Genomic DNA, 24,670 nt, shown 5'->3' with positions numbered 1-24,670 from the left:
CCCGGCGAAGCCGGGGTCACAGACACCAGGGTCGCCTTTTCTTTGGTGACTTTCTTTTGGCGAAGCAAAAGAAAGTTACTGCCCTGCCGGGGGCACATCCCGGCAAAGCCGCCCTGTCAGGGCATCAAGCAGAAAGCCAGGTGTGACATGCTGAATGTCAAAAACATCAACCAGTATTACGGCGGCTCCCACATCCTCCGCGACGTCACCCTCAGCGCCGAAAAGGGCAAGGTCACCGTCGTGCTGGGCCGCAACGGCGTGGGCAAGACCACCCTGCTCAAATCCCTCATGGGCCTGGTGCCCATCAAGTCGGGTGACATCGAGTTCGAAGGCAAGGCCATCCAGAAGACCACGCCTTACGAGCGGGCCAGGGCCGGCATCGGTTTCGTGCCGCAGGGCCGCGAGATCTTCGCCCGCCTCACCGTGGAAGAGAACCTGCGCATGGGCCTGGCCAGCAAGCCGGGTGGTACGCCGATTCCGGCCGAGTTGTATGAGCTGTTCCCCGTGCTCAAGCAGATGATCAACCGCCGTGGGGGCGACCTCTCGGGGGGGCAGCAGCAGCAGCTGGCCATCGCCCGTGCGCTCGCGGCCGGCCCCAGGCTGCTGGTGCTGGACGAACCGACCGAGGGCATCCAGCCCAGCATCATCAAGGACATCGGCCGCGTGATCCGCATGCTGGCCGACCGCGGTGACATGGCCATCCTGCTGGTGGAGCAGTACTACGACTTCGCCCAGGAACTGGCCGACGAGTACGTGGTCATGGAGCGCGGCGCCGTGATCGCGGCCGGCCGGGGCAAGAGCATGGAAGCCGACGGCGTGCGCAAGCTCGTCGCGATTTGAACGCTAAATTCGCACCAGCGCTGCGCATGGGTGCACCATGCGACAGCCGCTGCAGCATTTCGCAACACTTGCGTGCCACAAAAGCCCGGTGTTTCATGCACGGTGCGTCTCATCCTCGTATGATGGCCTAGGGTTAACCCGACCCGACGATGTCGCAAGACATCCTGCCCCCACAAGGAGCTGACTTGGCCGAAAGTGAATCCATGCCCGCCGGCGCAGAGCCCGGCACCCCGCCCGCCAGCGGCCTGCTCGCGCAGTGGAGGCGGGCCCTGTCGGGTCAACGCACGACCACGCCGGCCAAATTGAATCTGGCCCTGCAGGGCGGTGGCGCCCACGGGGCTTTCACCTGGGGCGTTCTGGACGCACTGCTCGAAAACTCGCGCATCGAGTTCGAGGGCCTGAGCGGCAGCAGCGCCGGCGCGATGAACGCCGTGGTGTTTGCCCACGGCTGGCTGCAAGGGGGGCGCGAAGGCGCCAGAAAGGCGCTGGCGAAGTTCTGGACCGAGCTGGGCCGTCAGATGCCCTGGGGCCTGATGACCCGGCGCAAGGGCGACTCCATCGGCTTCACGCCCGCGGGCAAGCTCTTCTCCAGCTGGGCCGGCCAGTTCTCGCCCATGCAGCTCAATCCCTTCGACCTCAACCCCCTGCGCGACCTGCTGGTGGACCAGATCGACTTCGAACGGCTGCGCACCCACAGCCCCTTCAAGCTTTTCGTCGGCACCACCCAGGTCAGCACCGGCAAGCTGCGCGTGTTCCGAGAGAGCGAGCTCGACGTGGACGTCTTGCTGGCCTCGGCCTGCCTGCCCAAGATCCACCGCACCGTGGTGATCGACGGCGAGGCCTACTGGGACGGTGGTTACACCGCCAACCCGGCGGTGTTTCCGCTGTTTTACGAGTGCGAGGCACGCGACGTGCTGCTGGTGCTGCTCAACCCGCTGCGCCGCGAGGTCACACCCAGCACCGTGGCCGAGATCGAGACGCGCATCGCCGAGCTGGGTTTCAGCGCCAACCTCCTGCGCGAGATGCGCATGTTCACCCACGGCATCCAGTTTTCCTCCGCCGCGCGCTTCGGCCAGGGCCGGCTGGAGCAGCGCCTGCTGGACATGCGTTTCCACATGATCGACACCAGCCAGCTCGACAGCCTGGACCGCAGCGACAGCAAGCTGCTGCCGCATGGCCCCTTTCTGCAGCGTTTGCACCAGCAGGGCCGCGAGCGCGCCGCCCTCTGGCTGCAGGCCGATGCCTCGGCGCTCGGGCGGCGTTCGTCCATCGATCTGCAGGCCCTGTTCGGCTGAGCAGCGCCCCAGCCATGCCCTATATGCTGCTGATGGTCGAGCCCACCGGCCAGCGCCGCACGCGCACCGAGGCCGAAGGCCGTGAAGTCTATGGCCGCATGGTCCGGTTTTCCGAAGACCTGCGCGACTGCGGCCAACTGCTGGCGGTGGAGTCCCTGGGTTCTTACGCACTGCAGGCCTCCATCGCCGCCTGTCACGCACGCGCCGCGCAGGCGGCCAACACTGACTGGCCGCGCATCGCCGCACTGTACGAGGCCTTGGCCCAGGCCGCGCCTTCACCCGTGGTCGAGCTCAACCTGGCCGTGGCCATGGCCTACGGGCCCGAGGCGGGTCTGACCATCATTGACACCCTGCGCACCGACAAGGCCTTGCAAAGCTACCGGTGGCTGCCCGGCGTGCGCGGCGACCTGCTGGCCCGGCTGGGCCGCAATGCAGAAGCAAAAGCCGAGTTCGGCTGGTTTGAGATATACGTGAACGAGATGAGGCCGCACTACCGCGGCATGCGGCGCGGCCTGTGTCGGTCATCGCCAGCCAGGGCCTGAGCTTCAGCCCTCGTGCAGGTGCACGGTGTTCTTGCCGGCGCGCTTGGCCTGGTACATGGCCTCGCCGGCCTGGCGCATGAGCAGGTCCATATCGATTTCGGTCTGGTTGAACAGGGCGATGCCGATGCTGCCGCTGCTCCGGCAGATCCGGCCATCGAGGTCGTAGGGCTTGGCCATGGCCAGCAGGGCCTTGGCGGCGATCTGGCGGGCTTCGGTGCGGGCCAGCGCCGGGTCTTCGTTGAGATGCTCCAGCACGATCACGAATTCGTCGCCGCCGAGGCGCGCCACCGTATCGGACTCGCGCACCACGCGGCCCAGCCGGTCGGCGATTTCCTGCAGCAGCAGGTCACCCGTGTGGTGGCCGTGCGCGTCGTTGATGCCCTTGAAGTTGTCCACGTCCAGGAAAAGCAGGGCGCCGTGCTGGCCGTTGCGGCGTGCCAGCGTCAGGGCGCGCTGCAGGCGTTCGAGCAGCAGGCGCCGGTTGGGCAGGGCGGTGAGCGGGTCGTAGAAGGCAATGGCGCGGATCTTCTCCTCCTGCACCTTGCGTTCGGAGAAGTCGCTCATGGTCGCCACGTAGTGGGTGACGGTCCGGTGCTCGTTGCGCACCGCCGTGATCGTGGTCCACAGGAGGATGAGTTCGCCGTGCTTGTGCTGGTCCCAGATCTCGCCCTCCCATTTGCCGGTCTTCTGGATGCTGTCCCACATGGCTTCGTAGAAGGCCGCGTCCTGACGGCCCGAGCGCAGCATGCTGGTTTTGCGGCCGATGAGTTCTTCCCGGCTGTAGCCCAGCAGGTCCACGAAGGCCTGGTTTGCCTGCAGGATCACGGTGTCGGCGTCGCTGACCAGCATGGCCTGGCGCGATTCGAAGGCCACGGCGGCGATCCGGCGGTCCTGTTCGGCCGCCACGCGTTCGGTGATGTCGCGCGACACGAAGAGCACGGCGCGTTTGCCATCCACCAGGACGTCCAGCACCTGGGCCCGTCCTTCGAGCACATGCCGTCCGTCCATGCCGTCCATCTCGTATTCGATCCGCTGCGGCGCACCGGCCTGGATGGTCTGGCGCAGGAAGCCGTGCAGGCGCTGGGCTTCGTCCGCCGACAGCACCTCGTCCACGCGCTTGCCGATCAGCTGGTCGGGGCGACCCGAGAGCAGTTGTTCTTCCTGCGAGATCACCTCGAGGTAACGGCCGTCCTCGTCCAGCACCAGCAGCAGGTCGGGTGAGGCCCGGGTGATCGCGCGGCGCAGGGCTTCGCTGCGCGTCAGCGCCTCTTTGGAGCGGCGCTGCATCTGCAGGTCGTTGAGCAGCAGGGCCAGCAGGGCCGTGCTCGGGGCCAGCACGAAGAGGTAGGGGACGGCCACCGTGTCCAGCAGTTTTTGCAGATGCTGCAGCGGCAGCAGCAGGAACCAGCCCAGGCAGGCGATGTGCAGCAGCAGTCCGAACATCATGAAATCAAGCAGCTTGGGCTGGGCCCAGCCCCGGTGCAGCGCGCGTCGCATGGCCAGGCCGAAGAGCACGGAGGTGGCGATGACGGCCACGCCCACGGGGGCGCCGACGCCGCCCAGCCACAGTCGGTAAGCAGCGGCCATGAGGCCGGCGATCATGGCGGCGGGCAGGCCGGCAAAGATGCCGGCCACGCCGAGGATGGCCGAGCGCCCGTCGAAGATCACCCCGGGCGCCAGATTGGCCGGGTGCATCATGCCGAAGATGCTGATGGCCCCGAAAATCAGGCCGGCGGCCAGACCGGCGGCCAGATGGCGGCTGCCCCAGATGCGCACATTGAACTCGTAAAGTGCCGACAGAGCCAGCAGGAGCGCTGTGCTGTAGATGAGGTCCAGCGTCATGGGGCGGGTGGTTCCCTGGTCTGATGGCCGGAGGCGGGTCCGGGTGGTGGCTGGGGAGGGCTTGCGCCATCATAGCCAAGAGCGGCTTGAAATGGTGCACAGGACGGAGCGGGGTGCTGCAGCTCCGGGCCCGTTTCGTGAAGTCTTACCATTGCGGCATGAAAATGACTTACATCTTCGCCGCCATTCTCGTCTGCGGCGTCATCGGCGCGCTGGTCCCCACGCGCATGGTCAAGACCCTGCTGCTGGTGCTGTCCGGCGCGCTGGCCGCCTACGGCCTGTACCGGCTGCTGGGCTGAAGCGCCTCAGGCGCTTTCCATCGCAAACGCATCCATGGCCAGCATGCTGTACATGACCTCGCGGCTGAGGTAGTCGGGCCGCGCGCCATCGGCGGCCGCGCCCAGCGCGAAGAACAGCGGCAGGAAATGGTCCTCCGTCGGGTGCGCGCGTTGGGCGTGCGGGGCCAGGCGGCGGTAGTCCAGCAGGGCGGCGGTGTCGCCCCGCGTGATCTTCTCTTCCACCCAGCGGCTGAACTCGATGACGTAGGGCGCGGGCTCGCGCTCGCCGCCGAAGAATTCGCTGAGGTTGTGCGTCATGCTGCCCGTGCCCATGAGCAGCACATTGCGCTCGCGCAGGGGGCGCAGCGCGCGGCCCAGCGCGTAGACCTGGGCCGGGCCCCAGCCGGCGGGCAGCGCCACCTGCAGCACGGGCACGTCGGCTTCGGGGTACATGTGCAGCAGCGGCACCCAGGTGCCGTGGTCGAAGGGGCGGCGCTGGTCCAGGCCGGCCTCGATGCCGGCCGCCTGCAGCAGCGCCACCACCTCCTGCGCCAGCGCGGGCTGGCCCGGTGCGGGGTATTGCAGCTGGTAGAGCTCGGGCGGAAAACCACCGAAATCGTGCCAGGTCTGCGGCGCGGGCGTGCCCATCACCATGGGCGTGCGCGCCATCCAGTGCGGCGACATCACCACGATGGCGCTGGGCTTGCCATGCGCCTGCGCCCAGGCGCGCAGGGCCGGGCCGGTGCTGCCGGCATCCACGGCGAACAGGGGTGCGCCGTGCGAGACAAAAAGGCTGGGCAGGGTGTTCATGCGGGCTCCTCTCCGGGTTGTATCCATAGGCGGGCAGGGATATGGCTCTGCAGTTTCTCCACGGCCAGCGCCACCAGATCGGGGTGCAGCTCGTGGCCGATGAAGGGCAGCACATCGGCGGTGAAGTCCACGCCCAGCGATTTCAGGCGCATGGCGCCTTCGATGGCGTGGTTGTAGGGCATGACCGCGTCGGCCTTGCCGTGCAGCAGGTGGATGGTGCTGCCTTCGTGCAGCGGCTCCTCGGGCAGGCGCGCGAAACGCCCGCTCAGTGCCAGCACACGCGCCGCCACCGGTTCGGGCTGCAGCGCGGAGGCCAGGGTCATGATGGCGCCCTGCGAGAAGCCCACCAGCGCGGTGCCCGCGGCGTCCACGCCGGCGCGCTCCTGCCAGTGGCGCACGGCAAATTCAAAGGCGGGCAGGGCCGCGTCCACGCGCGTCGGGCGGTTCTCTTCCGTCACACCGGTCACGGAAAACCATTGCCGGCCACCGGGGGCGAGTTCGCTGGGGTGGGGCGCGTCCACCGCGACCACCATGGCCTGCGGGAAGGCCTGTACATAGGCCAGCCCCAGCCCGGTCAGGGACTGCGCGTTCGAGCCCACGCCGTGGAAGAGCAGGATGAGCTGCGCTGCCTTGCTGGGCTGCTGGAGGATGAGGGCTTGGGGCTGGTTCATGGTGCTTCCTGTCTGCGCCGCTGGGTGCGGCACTGGATCCACTGTATTGATTTCCAATAATTTGATAAATACCGCATTGATTGACTTATTGATCAATGAAATGAAACAATAAAGGCCAAAACCAGCGAAACAAGTGACATGGACCAGTTCAAAGAGATCGAATCCTTCGTGGCGGTGGCCCAGCTGGGCAGCTTCGTGAAGGCGGCCGACCGGCTGGACATTTCCAAGGCCATGGTCTCGCGCAACGTCAGCGAGCTGGAGGCCCGCCTGGGCGTGCGGCTGATGCAGCGCACCACGCGCCGGCTTGCGCTCAGCGACGCGGGGGCCGAGTACCTGCAGCGCTGCGTGCAGATCCTGGGTGAGCTGCACGACGCCAATGCCGCCGTCAGCGCCTCGGCCGTGCAGGCGCAGGGCCTGCTCAAGATCAGCGCGCCGCTGACCTTCGGCATCCGGCATCTGGCGCCGCTGTGGGGCGAGTTCCTGCGCATCCACCCGCGCGTGGAGCTGGAGGTGAACCTCAACGACCGCGTGGTGGACCTGATCGAGGAGGGCTACGACCTCGCGGTGCGCATCGGCCAGCTGGGCAGTTCCACGCTGATCGCGCGGCGCATCGCCGGCACGCGCCTGGTGCTGTGCGCCTCGCCGCGTTATCTGCAGCAGGCCGCGCCGATCCAGGTGCTGGACGACATCGCCGACCACGATGTGATCAGCTACACCTACCTGGCCACGGGTGAGCACTGGCATTTCACGGGGCCGGGCGGCGCACGTAGCATCGAGGTGCACCCGCGCCTGCGCAGCAACAGCGGCGACACCTGCCGCGCCGCGGCCCTGGCCGACCAGGGCATCGTGTTCCAGCCCGGCTTTCTGGTGGGGGAGGACCTGAAGTCCGGCCGCCTCGTGGAAATCCTGCCGCATTACGCGGGGCCGGAAATGGACATCAGCGTGGTCTATCCCAGCCGTCACCACCTGTCGCACAAGGTGCGCGCGATGGTGGAATTTTTGAGCGCAGCTTTCGCGCAGGTCGGGAGGGTCTGATACCGACTTGCGTTCATTCAACAAGAACCGCTCGGGCTGAGCCTGTCGAAGCCCCTGCAGCCCTTCGACAGGCTCAGGGCGGACGGGGCATACCTTTGAACGCGAAGTCGTTGAGGCGTCGCTCCTACATCGCCCAGATGCGCGGCGGCACAGCGTCCAGCTGCCAGAGCTGCCGGCGCCAGGCGGCGCGCAGGCGCTTGAGCAGCTCCATGGCGGGCTCCACCAGCGGGGCCAGCACGCGCGCCACCAGCACCTGCGGGTGCGGACTGGTGGCGCCGGCCGTGGCGCGCAGGGCGTGCGCGTCGATCAGCTCACGCACCACCTCGAGCGCGGCTTCGCGCCGGTCCCGTGGGATGGCCTCGCCGGCCACGAAAAACAGCGTGGCCAGGCAACGCTGGCCGGCCAGGCCCAGCGGGCCGTCCATCAGGCGTGCATCGTGGGCGGCGATGCAGCCCTGCTCCAGCCAGACGCCGGGCACTTCAAGGTGCTGGGCAAACGAGCCTTCGGTGAAGGGCTGGTTCGCTGCGGGCAGGCCCAGGGCTGTCACGTCCCAGCCCATGAGTTCGGCGCCCGGGGCCAGTTCGAACACGGCCTTGTTCTCGGCGCGGCACTGCCTGTAGGCCAGGGCCTCCAGCGGCAGCCACTCCAGGCGCGCGCCGGCCTCGATGCGCGCGTGCACCCACTGACGTGCGACTTCACCACTGCTGCGGTAAAAGCGCGTGGCGCCGGGTGTGGTGACCAGACCGTGCGCGCCGGGGCCGACGGTCAGCCTGATGTCCAGCGTATCGCCGCCGACCAGGCCGCCGGGCGGATGCACCAGCACGTTGTGGCAGATGCCGTCGCCTTCGGGGTAGAGGCTCTGCAGGATGCGCAGCGGGCCTTCATGGCGGTAATGCGCCAGGCTGCGGGTGTCGTCGCGGATGTAATCGAGTTGCAGCGAGGCGTGCCAGGTCATGCGGCAAGTCTACCTTTGCAAAGGGGCAGGCCCGGGTGACCGACAATGTGGCCTTCTCTGAAATTCGAAACCCATGACGACCAGCCCTTCCCTGTCTACCGAACTCCCGACCGAAACGCAGGCGGCCCCTGTGGATGCGCCTGCCGCCAAACCCGAGGGCAAGGCCAAGCTGGCCGAGCGCAAGCAGTCGGCGCTGCCCGTGCTGGAAAAGCTCTATACCTACTACCCCCACCTTTTCGGGGCCGAGTTCCTGCCGCTCAAGCGCGGCATCTTCCAGGACCTGCTGGCCCGGCACCCGGACGTGTTCCAGCGCGACAGCCTCAAGGCCGCGCTGGCTGTGCATGCGCGCTCCACGCGCTACCTGCAATGCGTGGCAGCGGGCAAGGCCCGGCATGACCTGGACGGTGCGATCGTGGAAGAGGTGGCGCCCGAGCATCTCTTCCAGACCGTGGTGGAACTGCACCGCCGCCGCCAGGCCCGCACCCAGGACGATCTGCTGCCGAAACTGCGGGCCCAGCTGTCCGTCGCCTTCGAGGCCTCGGGCCTGAGCCGCCAGGACTATCTGGAGCGCGTGCAGCCCCAGGACGACAAGATCGCCGCCCTGCTGGACGAAGCGATGAATGAAAGCACGCAGAAGATCGCGCGCCAGGAGGCGCTGTTCAAGGCCTTCGAGGCCAGCGGCAAGAGCGCGCGCGAGTTCGCCGACATGTATGGCGTGCACGAGCGCGACGTCATCAAGGCGGGGTTGGCCCACAAACGCCGCGCGCAGACCGGCGCAGCCGCGACCTGAAACCGGACGGGTCGCCCGTGTCCACGCCGCCACCCGCCCAGCCGCGCAACCCGCTGCACGGCCTGACGCTGGAGGCCATCGTCACGGCGCTGGTGGCCCAGTACGGCTGGCCGGGCCTGGCCGAGCGCATCCCGGTGCGCTGCTTCAGTGCGGACCCCAGCATCAAGTCCAGCCTCACCTTCCTGCGCAAGACGCCCTGGGCGCGCGCGAAGGTGGAGGGGCTGTACCTCTACATGCTGCGCGAGCAGCGGCGCGCCCCGCGGCCGTAACGTTGGCAACAAAGTATTTTTTTGCCGGGACCTGAGGCCGAAGGCGTTTAGTCTTCGGGCCTGTTCTCGATGCGCGGTGGCATGGAGCCCACCTGGACAGCCTGCCACCCGCGGGCACTGCGCCACGCCATCACCGCAGAATCTCCGCTCGGAATGGCCCCGGCTTGCGCGGGCCTTCAACCACCTTAGGAAGCAGCATGAAAAACGACGCCTTGTCCGTCACGATCCAGAAGGTTTTTGCCAAGGGCTTCACCTTCCTCTTCCTGGCGATTTCCGCGACCATCCTGCTCTCCACTCTGGGGACAGCGGTCGGCCAGCTCCTGCATGGGGAAGACATCACGCAGATCGTCATCAAGATCGTCAACGCCGGTGTCATCGCCATGGCGGTGTTCGAGCTGGCCATGGTGATCAGCAAGGAATACGGGGAAGAAGAGGGGCACGATGTGATCGTCATGCTCCGGCGCACGCTGCCGCGTTTCATCGGCACGGTCTGCGTGGCGCTGTCGCTGGAAGGCCTGATCATGGTCATCAAGTACAGCCAGCTGGAGCTGGCGGGCAATCTGCATTACCCGGTGGCCATCATCGTCAGTGCGGCCCTGCTGCTGACGGCCCTGGGCGCATTCCTGCGCCTGGCGCCGAACCGGGGCATGGAGATGCCCCTGCAGGCCTCAGAGGCAGCCTCCGTGTCCTCGCCGACGGGAAGGACAAGCGCCGTCCCCGCCGTCGCTGCCCGATGCTGTTGAGCGGCAGCGTGGCAGCGTGGCAGCGTGGCAGCGTGGCAGCGCGGACGGGGGTCTGTTTCAGGGCCGTGCCAGCGCCGTGAGCTGACGCACATCGCTCAGGCTGCCCAGCTTCCAGCAGGCGGCGATCAGTTCGCTGGTCTTGGCCTGGCCGATCACCGGGTCGGACAGGTCGTGGAACTTGGTCTCCAGCATGGTGTCGGTCATGGGGTTTTCCAGCGAACCGATGGCGTGCTTCACGAGCACATGCACACGGCGGCCGTCTTTCAGCACGGCGGTCACGTCGGCGCTGGCCTCGTCGATGCTGTCGTCCACCGTGGCCACCACCTTGCGGCGCAGCGCCGCCATGTCGGGGCGGTTGACGATGTCGTCGGCGTACTGGTCTTCGCCGGCCTTGCCGAAGATCAGGCCGCAGGCGCAGCCGTGGTACACGCTGAACTTCGCGCTCAGGCCGTCGGCCGGTTCCTTCTTGCCCGTGAGTTCCAGCACCAGCGAGTGCACCTTGAGCTCGATGCGCTCCACGTCGTCTGCCTTCACGCCTTGCGCGCGCAGTTGCGAGCAGGCGTCGATGCTGGGGTGGATCACGATGCCGCAGGCGAAGGGCTTGTAGCTGTTGAAGGAGATCTCGAAGCGCTGGCCCAGCTCGTCGCTGATCTCGTTCCAGGCGTACTTGGTGGAGATGGTCTGGACCATGCCGCGCGGCGCTTCCAGCGCCTTCGGGCTGGCCGTGAAGCCCTGGCTGGCCAGCAGCGCCGACATCAGCCCGGCGCGCGCCGCACCGCCCGGGTGGAAGGGCTTGGTCATGGTGCCGAACTGCTCGCGCATGCCCACGGGCTGCGAGGCGGCGATGCCCAGGGCCATGGCGGTCTGTTTTTCGTCCAGACCCAGCAGGCGCGCGCAACCGGCGGCCGCGCCCAGCATGCCGGTGGAGCCGGTGATGTGCCAGCCGCGGTCGTAGTGCTCGGGGTACATGGTGTTGCCCACGCGGCAGGAGACGTCGATGCCCAGCACCAGCGCGTCGATCACGGCGCGGCCGCTCAGGCCCCTGTGTTCCGCGAGCGCCAGGACTGCCGAGGCCACGGGGCCGGCCGGGTGGATGATGGTCTTGAGGTGGGTGTCGTCGAAGTCGAAGGTGTGCGAGGTGATGCCGTTGACCAGGGCTGCGCTGGCCATGTCCACCTTGTCGGTGCGGCCCAGCACGCTGGCCTGCGGCGCGGGTTGCAGCATGTTCACGGCCCCGAGCGCGGCATGGGCCGACTCGTGCTGCGCGGCGCCCACGGCGCAACCCAACCAGTTCATGAAGGTGCGGTGCGCTTCGTGGTCCACCGCGTCGCTCCAGCCGCGCGAGGGATGGCCGGCCACAAAACGGGCCAGGGTTTGCGTGACGGCGGGAGCGTTGTGGTCGGCGGTGACCTGGGTATTGCGGGCCATGGGAAAAGCTCTTTGGTGTATGAGGTCTAGAAGACGATAGAGGATAAATCCGTTCGCGTTGAGCTTGTCGAAACGCAGGCGCCTGCCAGGCAAGCACCTGCAAAGGGCTTCGACAGGCTCAGCCCGAACGGGGGAGCAGCAATGCTTTTCTAGCTGTCGAGCTGGATGTTGCGGTCCTTGGCCACCTTGGTCCAGCGCGCGATGTCCTCGCGCATGAACTTGGCGAAGGCTTCGGCGCTCATGGGCATGGGCTCGATGGCTTCGACCGAAAGCTTGTCACGCATGTCCGGCGCCTTGAGCACGCTGTTGAGGCTGTCGTTGAGCTGCTTGACGACGGGCGCCGGCATGCCGGCCGGACCCACCACGCCATACCACTGCATGGCGTCGAAACCCTTGTAGCCCAGCTCGTCCAGCGTCGGCGTGTCCTTGAGCTGCGGATGGCGCTGCGCGCCGGTCACGGCCAGGGCGCGCACGCGGCCCGAGCGGATGTGCGGCAGCGCAGCCGCCAGCCCCGGGAACATGGCCTGGGTCTGGCCGCCGATCAGGTCGGTGAAAGCCGGGGCGATGCCGCGGTAGGGGATGTGCACCATGAAGGAGTTGATCTGCTGCTTGAACAGCTCCATGGTCAGGTGGGTGAGCGAACCCGCGCCGGCCGAACCGTAGCTGACCTTGCCCATGTTGGCGCGCAGGTAGGCCACGAACTCCTTGACGTCCTTGGCGGGAATGGCGGCATTGACCACCAGCACATTGGGCGTGCCGCCGATCATGCCGATGGGCGTGAAATCCTTGATGGGGTCGTAGGGCAGCTTGCGCGTGGCCGGGCTGGTGCCGTGGGTGGCCACATAACCCTGCAGCAGGGTGTAACCGTCGGGCGCGGACTTGGCCGTGTTCTGGCAGGCGATCACGCCGCCGCCGCCGCCTTGGTTGTCCACCACGAAGGTCTGGTTCAGCAGCTTGCCCCAGCGCTCGGTCACGGTGCGGCCCACCATGTCACTGCCGCCGCCGGCGGCCACGGGCACGATGTAGCGGATGGGCTTGCTGGGATAGCTTTGCGCGTGCAGCAGGGTGGGGGCCAGCAGCAGGGGGCTTGCGCCCAGCAGGGTGCGTCGTTGCATGAAGAGTGTCTCCTGGTTTGTTAATTGTTTACACTTTGATCATTAATGTAAACATAATGACCGGGCATTGTGCGCCAAGGTGTCCTGCTGCGCCAGCCGTAAAAACCACAATGCCGGGGCGTCGCGCCCCGGGTCGTGCCCAGGGCGCTTGCTGAGGGGGCGCTGTTATATTGGCCGCATGCCAAGCACCGAACTGCCCCAGCCGCGTTTTGTCCAGCGCCACCGCGCAGAACCTGCGGCCTTGCGGCTGGAGCTGGTCGCGGGCCTGCAGGCCGGGCCCGCGCGCATCGCCCCCAAGTATTTCTACGATCCGCTGGGCTCGCGCCTGTTCGACGCCATCACCGAGCTGCCCGAGTACTACCCCACGCGCACCGAAGCGGCCCTGCTGGCCGTCCACGGCCCGGCCATCGCCGCCAGCGTGCCGCATGGCGCCACCCTGGTGGACCTGGGCGCGGGCAATTGCGAGAAGGCGGCGGGTCTTTTCGGCCTGCTGCAGCCGGCGCGTTATGTGGCGGTGGACATCTCGGCCGACCACCTGCGCCACGCCCTGCTGTCCCTGCAGCGCCGCTTCCCGGACCTGGACATGCTGGGGGTGGGGCTGGATTTCTCGGCGCAACTGGACCTGCCGCCCGAGGTGGGGCCGGGTCCGCGCCTGCTGTTCTACCCGGGCTCGAGCATCGGCAATTTCACGCCGGAGCAGGCGCTGATTTTCCTGCGCCAGGTGCGCGCGGCCGCGCAGGGCGGGGGCCTGCTGATCGGGGTGGACCTGCTCAAACCCCTAGAGGTGCTGGTGCCGGCCTATGACGACGCGCTGGGCGTGACGGCGGCCTTCAACCTCAATGTGCTGCTGCACCTGAACCGCCTGCTGGGCAGCGACTTTGCCGTGCAGGACTGGTCGCACCAGGCCTGCTTCAACGAGGCGGACTCGCGCATGGAGATGCACCTGCAGGCCCGGCGCGAGCTCACCGTGCGCTGGCCCGGTGGCGAGCGCCGTTTCGCGCGCGGCGAGCGCATCCATACGGAGAACTCCTACAAATACCGCCTGGGCGATTTCCAGGCCCTGCTGGTGGCGGCCGGTTTCGCGCAGGTCCAGGCCTGGACCGACGAACGCGGCTGGTTCGCCATGGTCTGGGCGCAGGCCCAGAGCGCGTGATCCCCATGTCCCGGCCGCTCGTGCTCATCGTCAGCCCGGCGCTGGCCGATGCCAACAATGGCAACTGGCAGACGGCCTGGCGCTGGTCGCGCCTGCTGGCCGGGCAGTTCCGCACGCAGATCGTCAAGGCCTGGCGGGCGGGTGAGCAGCCTGAAGCGGTGGCCATGCTGGCCCTGCACGCGCGCCGCAGCGCGGCGTCCATCGCCGCCTGGGCCCAGCTTCATCCTGGTCGTGGCCTGGCCGTGGTGCTGACCGGCACCGATCTCTACCGCGATATCCACGGGGACGCGTCCGCCCGGCGCTCGCTGGCCCTGGCGCAGCGGCTGGTCGTGCTGCAGGAACAGGGGCCGCAGGGCCTGCCGGCCGAGTACCGGGCCAGGACCCGCGTGATCTTCCAGTCCAGTTCCACGCGCCGCGCGCTGGACAAAACGGGCCATCATCTGCGTGCCGTGATGGTGGGCCATCTGCGCGAGGAGAAGTCGCCGCAGACCCTGTTCGAGGCCGCGCGCCTGCTGCGCGAGTGGCATGACATCCAGCTCGACCACATCGGCGAGGCGCTGGACCCGGTCCTGGGCGAGCAGGCGCGCGCCACGATGGCGGCCTGCCCGAACTACCGCTGGCTCGGTGGCCTGGCGCACGAGGCCACACGGCGGCGCATCCAGCGCGCCCACCTGCTGGTCCATGCCAGCCGCATGGAAGGGGGGGCCCACGTGCTGATGGAGGCTGTCTGCAGTGGCACGCCGGTGCTGGCCTCACGCATCCCCGGCAATGTGGGCATGCTGGGTGGGGACTACGGCGGCTACTTCCCGGTGGGCGACGCGGCGGCGCTGGCGGCGCTGCTGAGACTGTGCAGGGATGCGGCCGGCAGGGTTTCCGCCTTGCGGGCACAATGCCAGCTCCGCGTGCCCCTGTTCGCGCCGGCCGCCGAACGCGAGTCCCTGCTCGCACTGCTCCAGGACCTGATATGAACGCCAACACCTTCCCCGCCGAACCCCGCCTCACCTCGCTTTCGCACGGCGGCGGCTGCGGCTGCAAGATCGCGCCCGGTGTGCTCTCCGACATCCTCAAGGGCAGCAGCGGCCTGCCCATGCCGCCCGAGCTGCTGGTGGGCATCGAGACCGCCGACGACGCGGCCGTCTACCAGCTCAACGACGAGCAGGCCCTGATCGCCACCACCGATTTTTTCATGCCCATCGTCGACGATGCCTACGACTTCGGCCGCATCGCCGCGACCAACGCCATCTCCGACGTCTACGCCATGGGCGGCAAGCCCATCATGGCCCTGGCCCTGGTGGGCATGCCCATCAATGTGCTGTCCACCGACACCATCGGCCGCATCCTGGCCGGCGGGCAGGACGTGTGCAAGGCCGCGGGCATTCCCATCGCCGGCGGCCACACCATCGACTCGGTCGAACCCATCTACGGCCTGGTGGCCCTGGGCCTGGTGCATCCCAAGCGTGTCAAGCGCAATGCCGATGCACGCGTGGGCGACAAGCTCATCCTGGGCAAGCCGCTGGGCGTGGGCGTGCTCTCGGCCGCGCTCAAGAAGGAGAGGCTGGACGCGGCCGGTTACGCGCAGATGATCGCCACCACCACGAAGCTCAACACGCCCGGCCCCGAGCTGGCCGAGTTGCCTGGGGTGCACGCGCTGACCGACGTGACGGGTTTCGGCCTGGCCGGCCACGGCCTGGAGCTGGCGCGCGGCGCCAACTGCACCGTGCAGATCGAATGGAACAAGGTGCCCCTGCTGGCCGGTGTGCGCGAGCTGGCGGCCCAGGGTTTTGTCACCGGCGCCTCGGGCCGCAACTGGGCTGGTTATGGCGCATCGGTCACGCTGCCCCCGGGGTTTGCGGCCGTGGACCAGGCCCTGCTGAGCGACCCGCAGACCAGCGGCGGCCTGCTGGTGAGCTGCGCGCCCGAGAGCGTGGCGCAGGTTCTGGCCATCTTCCGCCGCCACGGCTTCGAGGCCGCGGCCGAGATCGGCGAGATCACGGGCGAAGCGCCGGGGCGCCTGGTGGTGCGTCAAGGACCCACTGCGCAGGGGTGATGACCGGCCAGCCCGGTCGCTGCGCCAGCTGCTCGAAGTCCTGCAGCGGCAGCGGCCGGCTGTACAGATAACCCTGGTAGGCATGGCAGCCCTGCGCCTGCAGGGCCTGCTGCTGCGCCAGGGTCTCCACGCCTTCGGCCATGACCTCCAGGCCCAGGCTCTCGGCCAGCACGATGACCATGCGCGCGATGGCCGCGTCGTTGGGGTCGATCAGGATGTTGCGCACAAAACTCTGGTCGATCTTGAGCTGGTCCAGCGGCAGACGCTTGAGATAGGACAGCGATGAGTAACCCGTGCCGAAGTCATCCAGCGAGAAACCCACACCCTGCGCCTTGATCATGCCTATCTTGGTGATCACGTCGTCGATATTGGCGATCAGCAGGCTTTCGGTGATCTCCAGCTTGAGCCGCTGCGCCGGCGCGCCGGTGCGTTCCAGCACGCCCAGCACCTGCTGCACAAAGTCCTCCTGCTGGAACTGACGCGCGCTCACGTTGACCGACAGCGTCAGATGGGCCATGCCCGGCTTGCCGGCCCAGCGCGCCAGCTGCTGGCAGGCCAGCTCCAGGATATAGACACCCAAGGGGATGATGAGGCCGCTTTCCTCGGCCAGCGCGATGAAATCGGCCGGCGCCACCATGCCGCGCTCCGGCTGATGCCAGCGCAGCAGAGCCTCGGCCCCGGACACCAGACCGCCGCGTTGCACCTGGGGCTGGTAGTGCAGGGTGAACTCCTGGCGCTGCAGGGCCAGGCGCAGGTCACGTTCCAGGTCGGCGCGCGCCGCGACCATGGCCTGCATGCGCGGATCGAAAAAGCGGATGGTGTTGCGGCCTGCCGACTTGGCCTGGTACATGGCCAGGTCGGCGCGCTTGAGCGGCTCCTCGATGTTCTCGTGCTGCGCGCCGAACAGGGTCACGCCCATGCTGGGTGTGCTGGGGAAACTCAGCGGCCCGATCGCGTAGCTTTCATTCAGCGCGGCCATGATCTTGCGCCCCACGATCTCGGCCTGGGTCGCCGCCTCGATGGCGTTGCTGCTGAGGTCTTCCAGCATGACCACGAACTCGTCGCCCCCCAGCCGCGCCACCGTGTCGCCTTCGCGCACGCAGCGCACCAGGCGCGCGCCCACCTGCTGCAGCAGCAGGTCGCCCTTGTCGTGGCCGTGGGTGTCGTTGAGGGTCTTGAAGTTGTCCAGATCGATGAAAAGCAGCGCGGCCTGGCGCTGGTGGCGCACGCTGGACACCATGGCCTGGTCCAGCCGGTCCATCAGCAGGCGGCGGTTGGGCAGCTCGGTCAGGGGATCGAAAAAGGCCAGGCGCTGGATCTGCTCCTCGGCGGCCTTGCGTTCGGTGATGTCGGTGGTGTAGGCCAGGATGCAGGGCTCTCCGTCGATCTCGATGATCTCGCCCGAGATGCTGATGTTGCGCAGCCCCCCGTTCTTGTGGCGCCAGACGGTTTCGTAGTTGACCGTGCGGCCGTGGCGGCTCAGCGTTTCGGCGAACTGCCGGCACAGCGTGGCGTCGGGCCACAGCCCGCTGGCCAGCGCGGTCTGGCCCTTGATTCCGGTCTGGCTCCAGCCGAAGTCGCGCTCGAAGTTGTGGTTGACCTCGATGATGCGGCCCTCGCTGAACGTGGCGATGGATGCAGCCACGGGGCTGGAGGCGAAGGCGGTGGCGAACTTGAGTTCGGACTGCTTGAGCACGGCGTTGGAGTGTTGCGCCGCATCGAGTTGCCGGCGGTAGGCCTGCACCAGGTGGGTCACCATGGCCCCTGCCTGGAGGCAGATGAAGACCTGCACGATGCCGTGCAGCAGCGGTGGGGCCGGCACCACCACGGGCAGCCAGCCGGCCAGATCGGCCGCGACCAGGGCGATGGTGGCGATCACGGTCAGGGCCGTCGTGATCAGCGCGGCACGCGCGCTGACCAGCCAGCCCAGCAGGAAGATCAGCAGGGGGTGGACGTAGTAGATAGGCACCTTGATGCCGCCGCGCATGATGGCCACGCCGAGCACGATCAGCCAGATGCCGGAGATCAGCAAAACGATGGCCCCATGCACATGGCCCCGGCGCAGCAGCCAGGCGGCGATCAGGGCGAGGAGGGACATCGCGATGGGCCCGTAGGTACGCTCCAGATGCTCGGGCGTGAAGCCGAAGACCGCCGCCACATAGCAGGCGGAGCCTACCAGGATGGTCAGGACGGCGTAGCGCAGGAAAGCCTGGGTGGGCTGCCAGGAGAGCGTGCTCGCGGTAATTTCCTGTTCGCGGTGTCTGGACGTGGCAGGTTTCAGGATGTCGGTTCCCGAGGTTCTTGTTGCAGTTGCCACTGTGTCTAATCCAGCAGGGCCTGCGCGAACTCGCGTGCGCTGAAGGTTTCCAGTTCGTCGAGTTTTTCACCGACGCCGATGAAATACACCGGGATGGGTCGCTCACGCGCAATCGCCGCCAGCACGCCGCCCTTGGCCGTGCCGTCGAGCTTGGTGACGATCAGCCCTGTCAGGCCCAGGGCCTCGTCGAAGGCGCGCACCTGGGCCAGCGCGTTCTGGCCGGTGTTGCCGTCGATCACCAGCAGCACCTCGTGCGGCGAACCGGCATCGGCTTTCTGCACCACGCGCTTGATCTTGCGCAGTTCTTCCATCAGGTGCAGCTGCGTGGGCAGGCGCCCGGCCGTGTCGACCAGCACCACGTCCTTGGCCCTGGCCTTGCCGGCGCTGACCGCGTCGAAGCAGACCGAGGCCGGGTCGCCGCCGGCCTGGTGCACGATCTCCACGGTGTTGCGTTCGGCCCAGACCATGAGCTGCTCGCGCGCCGCGGCGCGGAAGGTGTCGGCCGCGGCCAGCAGCACGCTGGCGCCGTTGCTGGAGAGGTGATGGGTGAGTTTGCCGATCGAGGTGGTCTTGCCCGCGCCGTTGACGCCGGCCACCATGATCACCGTGGGCTGGTGCGCGCCGATGGCCAGGGGCTTTTCCAGCGGCGCCAGCAGATCGGCCAGCGCGTTGATCAGCAGGCCCTTGACGGCCGCCGGTTCGGTGGTCTTGCTCTCTTTCACGCGGCGCTTGAGGTCGTCCAGCAGAAACTGCGTGGCCGCCACACCGGCGTCGGCCATCAGCAGGGCCTCCTCGAGCTGTTCGTAGAGGGCATCGTCGATCTGCGTGCCTGTGAAAACGGTGCTGATGCCGGCGCCGGTCTTGCGCAGACCCGCGCGCAGCTTGCCCAGCCAGCCCTGGCGCGCCGGCTCCGCGGGGCCGGGAATCACCTCAGCAGGGACTTTTTTCTTGAAAAAACTGAACATATCTCGGGTTCATAGAATCAGAGCATTCTATGAAACGCCTACTCCCCCTTCTTTGGCTCACTCTGGCGGTCCTGGCCGCCCCGGTTTACAGCCAATCCCGCGCCCAGCAATACACCCTCAAAAACGGCATGACGCTGATCGTGCAGCCCGACCGGCGCGCCCCCACGGCCGTGCACATGGTCTGGGTGCGTGTGGGCTCCATGGACGAGGTGGACGGCACCAGCGGCGTGGCCCACGTGCTGGAGCACATGCTGTTCAAGGGCACGCGCACACTCAAGGCCGGCGAGTTCTCGCGCCGTGTGGCGGCGCTGGGCGGGCGTGAGAACGCCTTCACCAGCACGGATTACACCGGTTATTTCCAGCAGATCCCGGCCACCCGCCTGGAAGACGTCATGAAGCTGGAGGCCGACCGCTTTGCGGGCAACCGCTGGCCCGACGCCGAGTTCAGGAAAGAGATCGAGGTCGTCAAGGAAGAGCGCCGCATGCGCACCGAAGACAACCCGCGCTCCCTGCTGTACGAGACGCTCAACGCCACGGCCTATATGGCCTCACCCTACCACCGCCCCATCGTCGGCTGGATGAGCGACCTCGACAGCATGACCCCCGACGACGCGCGTGCCTTCTACCGCAAGTGGTACGTGCCGGCCAACGCCGTGGTGGTCGTCGTGGGCGACGTGGACGCCGCGCAGGTCAAGCGCCTGGCCGATAAATATTACGGCCGCATCGCGCCGCGTGCGGTGCCTGTGCGCAAGCCGCGCATCGAACCGCTGCAGACCGGCTTGCGCCGTGTCGAAGTCAAGGCGCCGGCCGATCAGGCCTATGTGAGCCTGGCCTTCAAGGTGCCGGGCCTGCGTTCCTTGACCCAGGCCGACCCGGCCAACGACGACGCGCTGGCGCTCACCGTGCTGGCCGCCGTGCTCGACGGCTACAGCGGCGCGCGCCTGGAGCGTGCGCTGACCCAGGGCGCCGACCGCGTGGCCGACAGCGCGGGCGCCAGCCACGGCCTGATGGGCCGCGGCCCGCAGATGTTTGTGCTCGACGGTGTGCCCGCCCCGGGCAAGACCGCGGCGCAGGTGGAAGCCGCGCTGCGCGAGCAGGTGGCGCGCGTGGCCCGCGAGGGCGTCAGCGCCGCCGAGCTCGAACGCGTGAAAACACAGTGGATCGCCGGCGAGGTCTACAAACGCGACTCGCTCTTCAACCAGGCCCGCGAGATCGGCACCTACTGGGTGCTGGGTCTGCCGCTGGACACCAACGACCAGCTGCTGGCGCGCCTGCGCGCCGTCACGGCCGCCCAGGTGCAGTCCGTGGCCGCACGTTATTTCGGTGACGACCAGTTGACGGTGGCGCACCTGCTGCCGCAGCCGCCCGACCCCAACCGTCCGCGCCGCCAGCCCGCCGCCGGCAGCCGTCATTGAGCCGTCGCCATGGAAGCCAAGATGATTGCTATCAAAAATATAGCTGACGCGACTGATGATCGCGTTGCTCCGTTCGGACTGAGCCTGTCGAAGTCCTTGCCCGCATGGCTACAGCGTTTCGACACGCTCAACGCGAACGGAGTTGTGCGGCTACTGTCCCGCGCTGCGGTCGGGGCCTGTGCGCTCGCGTTCCTCAGCCTGGCCCAGGCCGGCATCCCCATCCAGCACTGGACCCAGGCCAGCGGCGCCGGCGTCTGGCTGGTGGAGAGCCCCACCGTGCCCATGGTGGACGTGCGCATCGACTTCGACGCCGGGGGCCGGCGCGACCCGGTCGCGCAGGCTGGCCTGGCCAGCGCCAGCGTGGGCATGATGAGCAAGGGTGTCCGCGCGGTGGGCGGTGATGTGGCCCTGGACGAAAACGCCCTGGGTGAAGCCTGGGCCGATCTGGGTGCCTCCTTCGGTGGCGGTGACAGCGGCGACCGCCTAAGCTTCTCCCTGCGCTCGCTCACCTACCCCGATCTGCTGGCCCGCGCCGTGGCCCTGGCCGCACGCCAGCTGGCCGAGCCGGCCTGGCCGGAGGCGGTGTGGACGCGTGAACGCGAACGCCTGGTGGCCGCCCTGCGTGAAGCCAACACCCGCCCGGCCACCATCGCTGCCCGCACCTTCAACCAGGCCGTGTTCGGCAGCCATCCCTACGGCTTTGATGCCAACGAACAGACCCTGGCGCGCATCGGCGTGGCCGACATGCAGGCCTGGCATGCGCAGTATCTGAAACCCTGCCGGGCGAAGGTGAGCATCGTGGGCGCCGTCACACGCGCGCAGGCCGATGCGCTGGTCACGCAATTGCTCGCGCGTCTGCCTGCCGGTGCTTGCGAGCCCCTGCCCCCCGTGGCCGAGGTGCAGGCGCTGGGCGCCGCAGTGGAAAAACACATCCCCTTCGAATCGGCCCAGGCCCATGTGCTGATCGGCCAGCCCGGCTTCAAGCGGGACGACCCGGACTTCTTCACGCTGACCGTGGGTAACTACATCCTGGGGGGCGGCGGTTTCGTCTCGCGCCTGACGGAAGAGGTGCGTGAGAAACGGGCCTTAAGCTACAGCGTCTACAGCTACTTCGCCCCCGGCCTGCACGCCGGCGCCTTCACCATCGGCCTGCAGACCCGCCCCGACCAGGCCGCCCGGGCCGTGCAGGTGGCGCGCGAGGTGCTGCGCCGTTTCGTCGCGGATGGGCCGACCGAGGCCGAGCTCAAGGCCGCCAAGGACAACCTTATCGGCGGTTTCGCCCTGCGCATCGACAACAACCGCAAGCTGCTGGACAACGTGGCCAATATCGCCGCGCATGGCCTGCCGCTCGATTACCTGGACACCTGGACCCGGCAGGTCGCCAAGGTCACCGTGGCCGACATCAAGGCCGCCTTTGCGCGCAAGCTGCAACCCGAGCGCATGGTGACCGTCATCGTCGGGGGTCGTGAAGCGAGTCGTTGACGATATGTATCCCAAAATATACAATCATCGTTAGTGAAGACGATCCACACCACCGAGACGTTCGATGACTGGTATGCCGGCCTGCGCGACAAGCAGGCGGAGAAGCGCATTCAGGCGCGCATCCGTCGGGCCGAACTGGGCAACTTCGGCGACTTTGCACCGGTCGGCGAAGGGGTGTCGGAGATGCGGATTCACTATGGGCCGGGCTATCGCGTGTATTTCGCGCAGCGCGGAATGGAGATCGTGATCTTGCTGGCTGGTGGCGACAAATCCACCCAGAGCAAGGACATCAAGACCGCGCTGGAGTTGGCGCGGCAACTGTAAAGAGAGGCCATCATGGGAACCGTCAAACTACGTAAGTGGGATACCGTCGAGTACCTCAAGACCGAGGAAGACATGGTGATGTACCTGCAAGCCTGCATGGATGAAGCGGGCGACGATGCGGCCTTCATCGCGGCGGCGCTGGGCGATATTGCCCGTGCGCGTGGCATGACCCAGCTGGCGCGCGACACAGGTTTGGGCCGCGAGAGCCTCTACAAGGCGCTGTCCGGTGAAGGCAATCCCAGCTTCGACACCATCCTCAAGGTCATGTCGGCGCTGGGCATCAAGCTGCATGCCGAAGTGGCGCACAACTGATGACCCGTGTTTCCAAGTCTTTCCCCTCCACCGCTCGGGCTGAGCCTGTCGAAGCCCTTGCTCGGATAAAGCAAACCGGCCGCCCGCTCACCGGTCAGCCCACAGGCGAGGTGCGCATCATCGGCGGCCTGTGGAAGCGCAGCAAGCTGCCGGTGGCCGACAAGCCCGGTCTGCGCCCCACGCCCGACCGTGTGCGTGAAACCCTCTTCAACTGGCTGGGCCAGGACCTCACGGGTTGGCGCTGTGTGGACGTCTTTGCCGGCACCGGCGCACTGGGCTTCGAGGCTGCCTCGCGCGGCGCGAAAGAGGTGACCCTGGTGGAGCAGGACACGGCCCTCGTGTTGCAACTCAGGAAGATCAAGGAGCAGTTGCAGGCGCAGATGGTGCTGGTGCAGCGCGGTGACGGCATAGGCGCGCTCAAGCAATGGCCCGCAGACAGTGCCGATCTGGTGTTTCTGGACCCGCCTTTTGATGCCGGCCTGTTCGAAGCGGCTTTGCGGGCTGCAGCGCGTGCGGTGGCTGAGCAGGGCCATGTGTATCTGGAAGCTCCCACGGCCTGGCGCGAAGAACAACTGGCGCCGCTGGGTTTCACGCTCTACCGCCACCTCAAGGCGGGTGCCGTGCATGCGCATCTCTTGCGTCGGCTTTGACGGCGCTGTTATGGCCAGACATAAAACAGGAGACGCACGCAAGTCCTTGTTTCAAGAGTTTTTTGCGCCATGCCAGCACCCCGTTCATGGGCGGGCGGCCTTGTTCATAGGGCAGGTTTGCGGGGTTTCGTGGTTTTGTTCATGGTTCCTTCGGTGATGCAAAACGTCGGAAAACCGATATATTTCAGGCACTTAAATTAAAAAACGGGAGAGACCATGAGCTTTGTTATGCCGACAGATTTGCGGCTTATATCAAGTTTGCGGGTGGCGACCCCGGCCTGCTGCGTGTCGCCTGGGCCGAGGCGCCCGTGACACAGCGGTCCAAAGGGTGCTGGCGCAGGCCGGCGGTGTGCTCGCAGTCATTGCACGCGGCGCAAAAGCTCACCATAATCATTGCGTACACGGGGGAGAAAAGATGAATCCCCTATCGCAGCTGCATCCTCAGGCGGTTCAGTCCAACGGGGTTTATCTGCCGCAGGAGGTGCTCTTGGTTTCTATCAGCTCGGCCTCGCGGCAGATAAACGCTGTTCGTTAGACCGACAGTGCCAATGCCGGCTGAATCGTCGACGCCCCGTCTGCTGATCTTCGAGGGCATCATGGGCTCGGGGAAGTCGACGGCGACTCGGAGGTTTGGTGAGCTCCTCGCTGCGTCAGGGGCTCCCGTAGCAGCGTTCACCGAGGCTGCAGACCCGCATCCGGTTCGGGCATCCGACGATCTCGCCGACTTCTTCCAGCCCTGGGCCGAAATCGACGGGCCCCTGCTTGCGAAGCGCGTGCGAGAGAAGTGGGCACGATACGTACAGCAACGCCTGAACGATCGCGTGTTTACTGTTATGGACGGGCAGCTCTTTCACGGCGACCTGACCAATCTTTTCATGATGGAAGCAGCACCGAGTGAGCTTTCCGAGCACACCGACGCACTGATGCGCGTGCTCGCCTCACTGAATCCGATGGTGGTTTACTTCCGTCCGGCCGATCTGCAGGAGGCAATACGCGAAGTGTTCGAAACTCGGGGGCCCGATTGGCAAACGTATCAGCTCCGTTGGAAACTGCGTTCGCCATACGCGACGAATCGTCAATTGACCGGGCGTGAAGGTCTCGCCACCATGTACACGGTATATCGAGCCCTGACGGATTCCCTCTTTGACGACCTTGACTGTCCGAAGCTCGCCATCGACACTGGTGCCGGTGAGTGGCAGGACTACTACAAGCAAACCCGTGAGTTGCTGGAGAAGGTGCATGTGCGGGTCTAACAGGTCGTATATGGACTCCCCCTCAAGCGCAAGAAACTGACCGAGTAGGGACCGTGGGGTAAAGCGCCTGCAGTCGTATATCCGGCATCTGAGGTGGACTCTGTTGAGGCCCGTACCGCCCTTCGGCAAGCTCAGGACA

The 24,670-nt window shown here is 67.0% G+C and carries 24 protein-coding genes and 1 pseudogene; 17 read left to right on the top strand and 8 right to left on the bottom strand.

Annotated features, from left to right (window positions below):
• Nucleotides 1-147 precede the first annotated feature (147 nt).
• The 3 genes and pseudogenes from urtE to ACYVH8_RS17175 form a co-directional block, all read left to right on the top strand.
• Nucleotides 148-840, top strand: a complete 693-nt coding sequence (gene urtE / locus ACYVH8_RS17185; RefSeq protein ID WP_460490038.1) for an urea ABC transporter ATP-binding subunit UrtE — start codon at nucleotides 148-150, stop codon at nucleotides 838-840.
• Nucleotides 841-1,025: 185 nt separating this feature from the next.
• Complete coding sequence (locus tag ACYVH8_RS17180) at nucleotides 1,026-2,135, top strand: patatin-like phospholipase family protein (protein WP_460490037.1); 1,110 nt, start codon at nucleotides 1,026-1,028, stop codon at nucleotides 2,133-2,135.
• 158 nt (nucleotides 2,136-2,293) lie between these two features.
• Nucleotides 2,294-2,587, top strand: a pseudogene (locus ACYVH8_RS17175) (RNA polymerase subunit sigma-24); the annotation flags it as partial.
• Nucleotides 2,588-2,680: 93 nt separating this feature from the next.
• On the opposite strand, the gene ACYVH8_RS17170 reads toward ACYVH8_RS17175, so the two are convergent.
• The gene (locus ACYVH8_RS17170; protein WP_460490036.1) at nucleotides 2,681-4,519 is read right to left on the bottom strand and encodes a diguanylate cyclase domain-containing protein; all 1,839 of its coding nucleotides are present in this window, start codon (nucleotides 4,517-4,519) and stop codon (nucleotides 2,681-2,683) included.
• 158 nt (nucleotides 4,520-4,677) lie between these two features.
• Between ACYVH8_RS17170 and ACYVH8_RS17165 the strand changes: the two genes are divergently transcribed.
• Nucleotides 4,678-4,818 (top strand): hypothetical protein, encoded by a 141-nt coding sequence (locus ACYVH8_RS17165; RefSeq protein WP_460490035.1) that lies wholly within the window; start codon nucleotides 4,678-4,680, stop codon nucleotides 4,816-4,818.
• Nucleotides 4,819-4,824: 6 nt separating this feature from the next.
• Here the strand turns inward: ACYVH8_RS17165 and ACYVH8_RS17160 are convergent, their stop codons facing one another.
• Together ACYVH8_RS17160 and ypfH are read right to left on the bottom strand one after the other, a co-directional pair.
• A complete protein-coding gene (locus tag ACYVH8_RS17160; RefSeq protein ID WP_460490034.1) occupies nucleotides 4,825-5,607 on the bottom strand; it encodes a dioxygenase family protein in 783 nt (260 codons plus the stop codon).
• Nucleotides 5,604-6,278 (bottom strand): esterase, encoded by a 675-nt coding sequence (ypfH, locus tag ACYVH8_RS17155; RefSeq protein ID WP_460490033.1) that lies wholly within the window; start codon nucleotides 6,276-6,278, stop codon nucleotides 5,604-5,606. Before ypfH ends, ACYVH8_RS17160 begins: the two co-directional genes overlap by 4 nt.
• Before the next feature lie 138 nt (nucleotides 6,279-6,416).
• Between ypfH and ACYVH8_RS17150 the strand changes: the two genes are divergently transcribed.
• Nucleotides 6,417-7,313, top strand: coding sequence for a LysR family transcriptional regulator (locus tag ACYVH8_RS17150; RefSeq protein ID WP_460490032.1), 897 nt, complete (start codon nucleotides 6,417-6,419; stop codon nucleotides 7,311-7,313).
• A gap of 124 nt (nucleotides 7,314-7,437) precedes the next feature.
• Here ACYVH8_RS17150 and ACYVH8_RS17145 read toward each other — a convergent pair whose 3' ends face one another.
• A complete protein-coding gene (locus ACYVH8_RS17145) occupies nucleotides 7,438-8,268 on the bottom strand; it encodes an urease accessory protein UreD (RefSeq protein WP_460490031.1) in 831 nt (276 codons plus the stop codon).
• 73 nt (nucleotides 8,269-8,341) lie between these two features.
• Here ACYVH8_RS17145 and ACYVH8_RS17140 point away from each other — a divergent pair, with 73 nt between their 5' ends.
• The 3 genes from ACYVH8_RS17140 (at nucleotide 8,342) to ACYVH8_RS17130 (ending at nucleotide 10,070) form a co-directional block, all read left to right on the top strand.
• Complete coding sequence (locus ACYVH8_RS17140; protein ID WP_460490030.1) at nucleotides 8,342-9,058, top strand: ProQ/FINO family protein; 717 nt, start codon at nucleotides 8,342-8,344, stop codon at nucleotides 9,056-9,058.
• Nucleotides 9,059-9,075: 17 nt separating this feature from the next.
• Entirely contained in the window at nucleotides 9,076-9,327 is a 252-nt protein-coding gene (locus tag ACYVH8_RS17135; protein ID WP_460490029.1) for a VF530 family protein, read from the top strand.
• A 197-nt stretch (nucleotides 9,328-9,524) separates the two neighbouring features.
• The gene (locus tag ACYVH8_RS17130; RefSeq protein ID WP_460490028.1) at nucleotides 9,525-10,070 is read left to right on the top strand and encodes a hypothetical protein; all 546 of its coding nucleotides are present in this window, start codon (nucleotides 9,525-9,527) and stop codon (nucleotides 10,068-10,070) included.
• Nucleotides 10,071-10,127: 57 nt separating this feature from the next.
• Here the strand turns inward: ACYVH8_RS17130 and ACYVH8_RS17125 are convergent, their stop codons facing one another.
• Together ACYVH8_RS17125 and ACYVH8_RS17120 are read right to left on the bottom strand one after the other, a co-directional pair.
• Nucleotides 10,128-11,498 (bottom strand): MmgE/PrpD family protein, encoded by a 1,371-nt coding sequence (locus ACYVH8_RS17125; protein ID WP_460490027.1) that lies wholly within the window; start codon nucleotides 11,496-11,498, stop codon nucleotides 10,128-10,130.
• Between the two features lie 149 nt (nucleotides 11,499-11,647).
• Nucleotides 11,648-12,613 (bottom strand): Bug family tripartite tricarboxylate transporter substrate binding protein, encoded by a 966-nt coding sequence (locus ACYVH8_RS17120; protein ID WP_460490026.1) that lies wholly within the window; start codon nucleotides 12,611-12,613, stop codon nucleotides 11,648-11,650.
• Between the two features lie 178 nt (nucleotides 12,614-12,791).
• Between ACYVH8_RS17120 and egtD the strand changes: the two genes are divergently transcribed.
• From egtD to selD, 3 genes are read left to right on the top strand one after another with little or no spacing between them, the layout of a single operon-like run.
• A complete protein-coding gene (gene egtD, locus ACYVH8_RS17115) occupies nucleotides 12,792-13,766 on the top strand; it encodes an L-histidine N(alpha)-methyltransferase (protein WP_460490025.1) in 975 nt (324 codons plus the stop codon).
• A gap of 5 nt (nucleotides 13,767-13,771) precedes the next feature.
• Nucleotides 13,772-14,734 carry a selenoneine biosynthesis selenosugar synthase SenB gene (senB, locus tag ACYVH8_RS17110; RefSeq protein WP_460490024.1) on the top strand — a complete coding sequence of 321 codons (963 nt, stop codon included), beginning with the start codon at nucleotides 13,772-13,774 and terminating at the stop codon, nucleotides 14,732-14,734.
• Nucleotides 14,731-15,813 carry a selenide, water dikinase SelD gene (gene selD, locus ACYVH8_RS17105; RefSeq protein ID WP_460490023.1) on the top strand — a complete coding sequence of 361 codons (1,083 nt, stop codon included), beginning with the start codon at nucleotides 14,731-14,733 and terminating at the stop codon, nucleotides 15,811-15,813. Before senB ends, selD begins: the two co-directional genes overlap by 4 nt.
• On the opposite strand, the gene ACYVH8_RS17100 is transcribed toward selD, so the two are convergent.
• Nucleotides 15,755-18,130, bottom strand: a complete 2,376-nt coding sequence (locus ACYVH8_RS17100; RefSeq protein WP_460490022.1) for a putative bifunctional diguanylate cyclase/phosphodiesterase — start codon at nucleotides 18,128-18,130, stop codon at nucleotides 15,755-15,757. The two genes, selD and ACYVH8_RS17100, sit on opposite strands and share 59 nt — an antisense overlap.
• 5 nt (nucleotides 18,131-18,135) lie before the next feature.
• The gene (gene ftsY, locus ACYVH8_RS17095) at nucleotides 18,136-19,095 is read right to left on the bottom strand and encodes a signal recognition particle-docking protein FtsY (RefSeq protein ID WP_460490021.1); all 960 of its coding nucleotides are present in this window, start codon (nucleotides 19,093-19,095) and stop codon (nucleotides 18,136-18,138) included.
• Nucleotides 19,096-19,124: 29 nt separating this feature from the next.
• Between ftsY and ACYVH8_RS17090 the strand changes: the two genes are divergently transcribed.
• The 6 genes from ACYVH8_RS17090 (at nucleotide 19,125) to ACYVH8_RS17065 (ending at nucleotide 24,531) form a co-directional block, all read left to right on the top strand.
• Nucleotides 19,125-20,510, top strand: coding sequence for a M16 family metallopeptidase (locus ACYVH8_RS17090; RefSeq protein ID WP_460490020.1), 1,386 nt, complete (start codon nucleotides 19,125-19,127; stop codon nucleotides 20,508-20,510).
• Between the two features lie 153 nt (nucleotides 20,511-20,663).
• Nucleotides 20,664-21,992 carry a M16 family metallopeptidase gene (locus tag ACYVH8_RS17085; protein WP_460490170.1) on the top strand — a complete coding sequence of 443 codons (1,329 nt, stop codon included), beginning with the start codon at nucleotides 20,664-20,666 and terminating at the stop codon, nucleotides 21,990-21,992.
• 33 nt (nucleotides 21,993-22,025) lie between these two features.
• On the top strand, nucleotides 22,026-22,316 hold the full coding sequence (locus ACYVH8_RS17080) for a type II toxin-antitoxin system RelE/ParE family toxin (protein ID WP_460490019.1): 291 nt from the start codon (nucleotides 22,026-22,028) through the stop codon (nucleotides 22,314-22,316).
• Between the two features lie 12 nt (nucleotides 22,317-22,328).
• Nucleotides 22,329-22,628, top strand: coding sequence for an addiction module antidote protein (locus ACYVH8_RS17075; RefSeq protein ID WP_460490018.1), 300 nt, complete (start codon nucleotides 22,329-22,331; stop codon nucleotides 22,626-22,628).
• Complete coding sequence (gene rsmD, locus ACYVH8_RS17070; protein WP_460490017.1) at nucleotides 22,628-23,278, top strand: 16S rRNA (guanine(966)-N(2))-methyltransferase RsmD; 651 nt, start codon at nucleotides 22,628-22,630, stop codon at nucleotides 23,276-23,278. Before ACYVH8_RS17075 ends, rsmD begins: the two co-directional genes overlap by 1 nt.
• 548 nt (nucleotides 23,279-23,826) lie before the next feature.
• Nucleotides 23,827-24,531: a P-loop NTPase family protein gene (locus ACYVH8_RS17065; RefSeq protein WP_460490016.1), complete on the top strand. Its 705-nt coding sequence runs from the start codon at nucleotides 23,827-23,829 to the stop codon at nucleotides 24,529-24,531.
• Nucleotides 24,532-24,670: the final 139 nt, after the last annotated feature.

It is taken from the genome of Curvibacter fontanus (assembly GCF_054780335.1).
The sequence above is the reverse complement of the archived record's forward strand: the minus strand, read 5'-3'. Positions and strand labels throughout refer to the sequence as shown.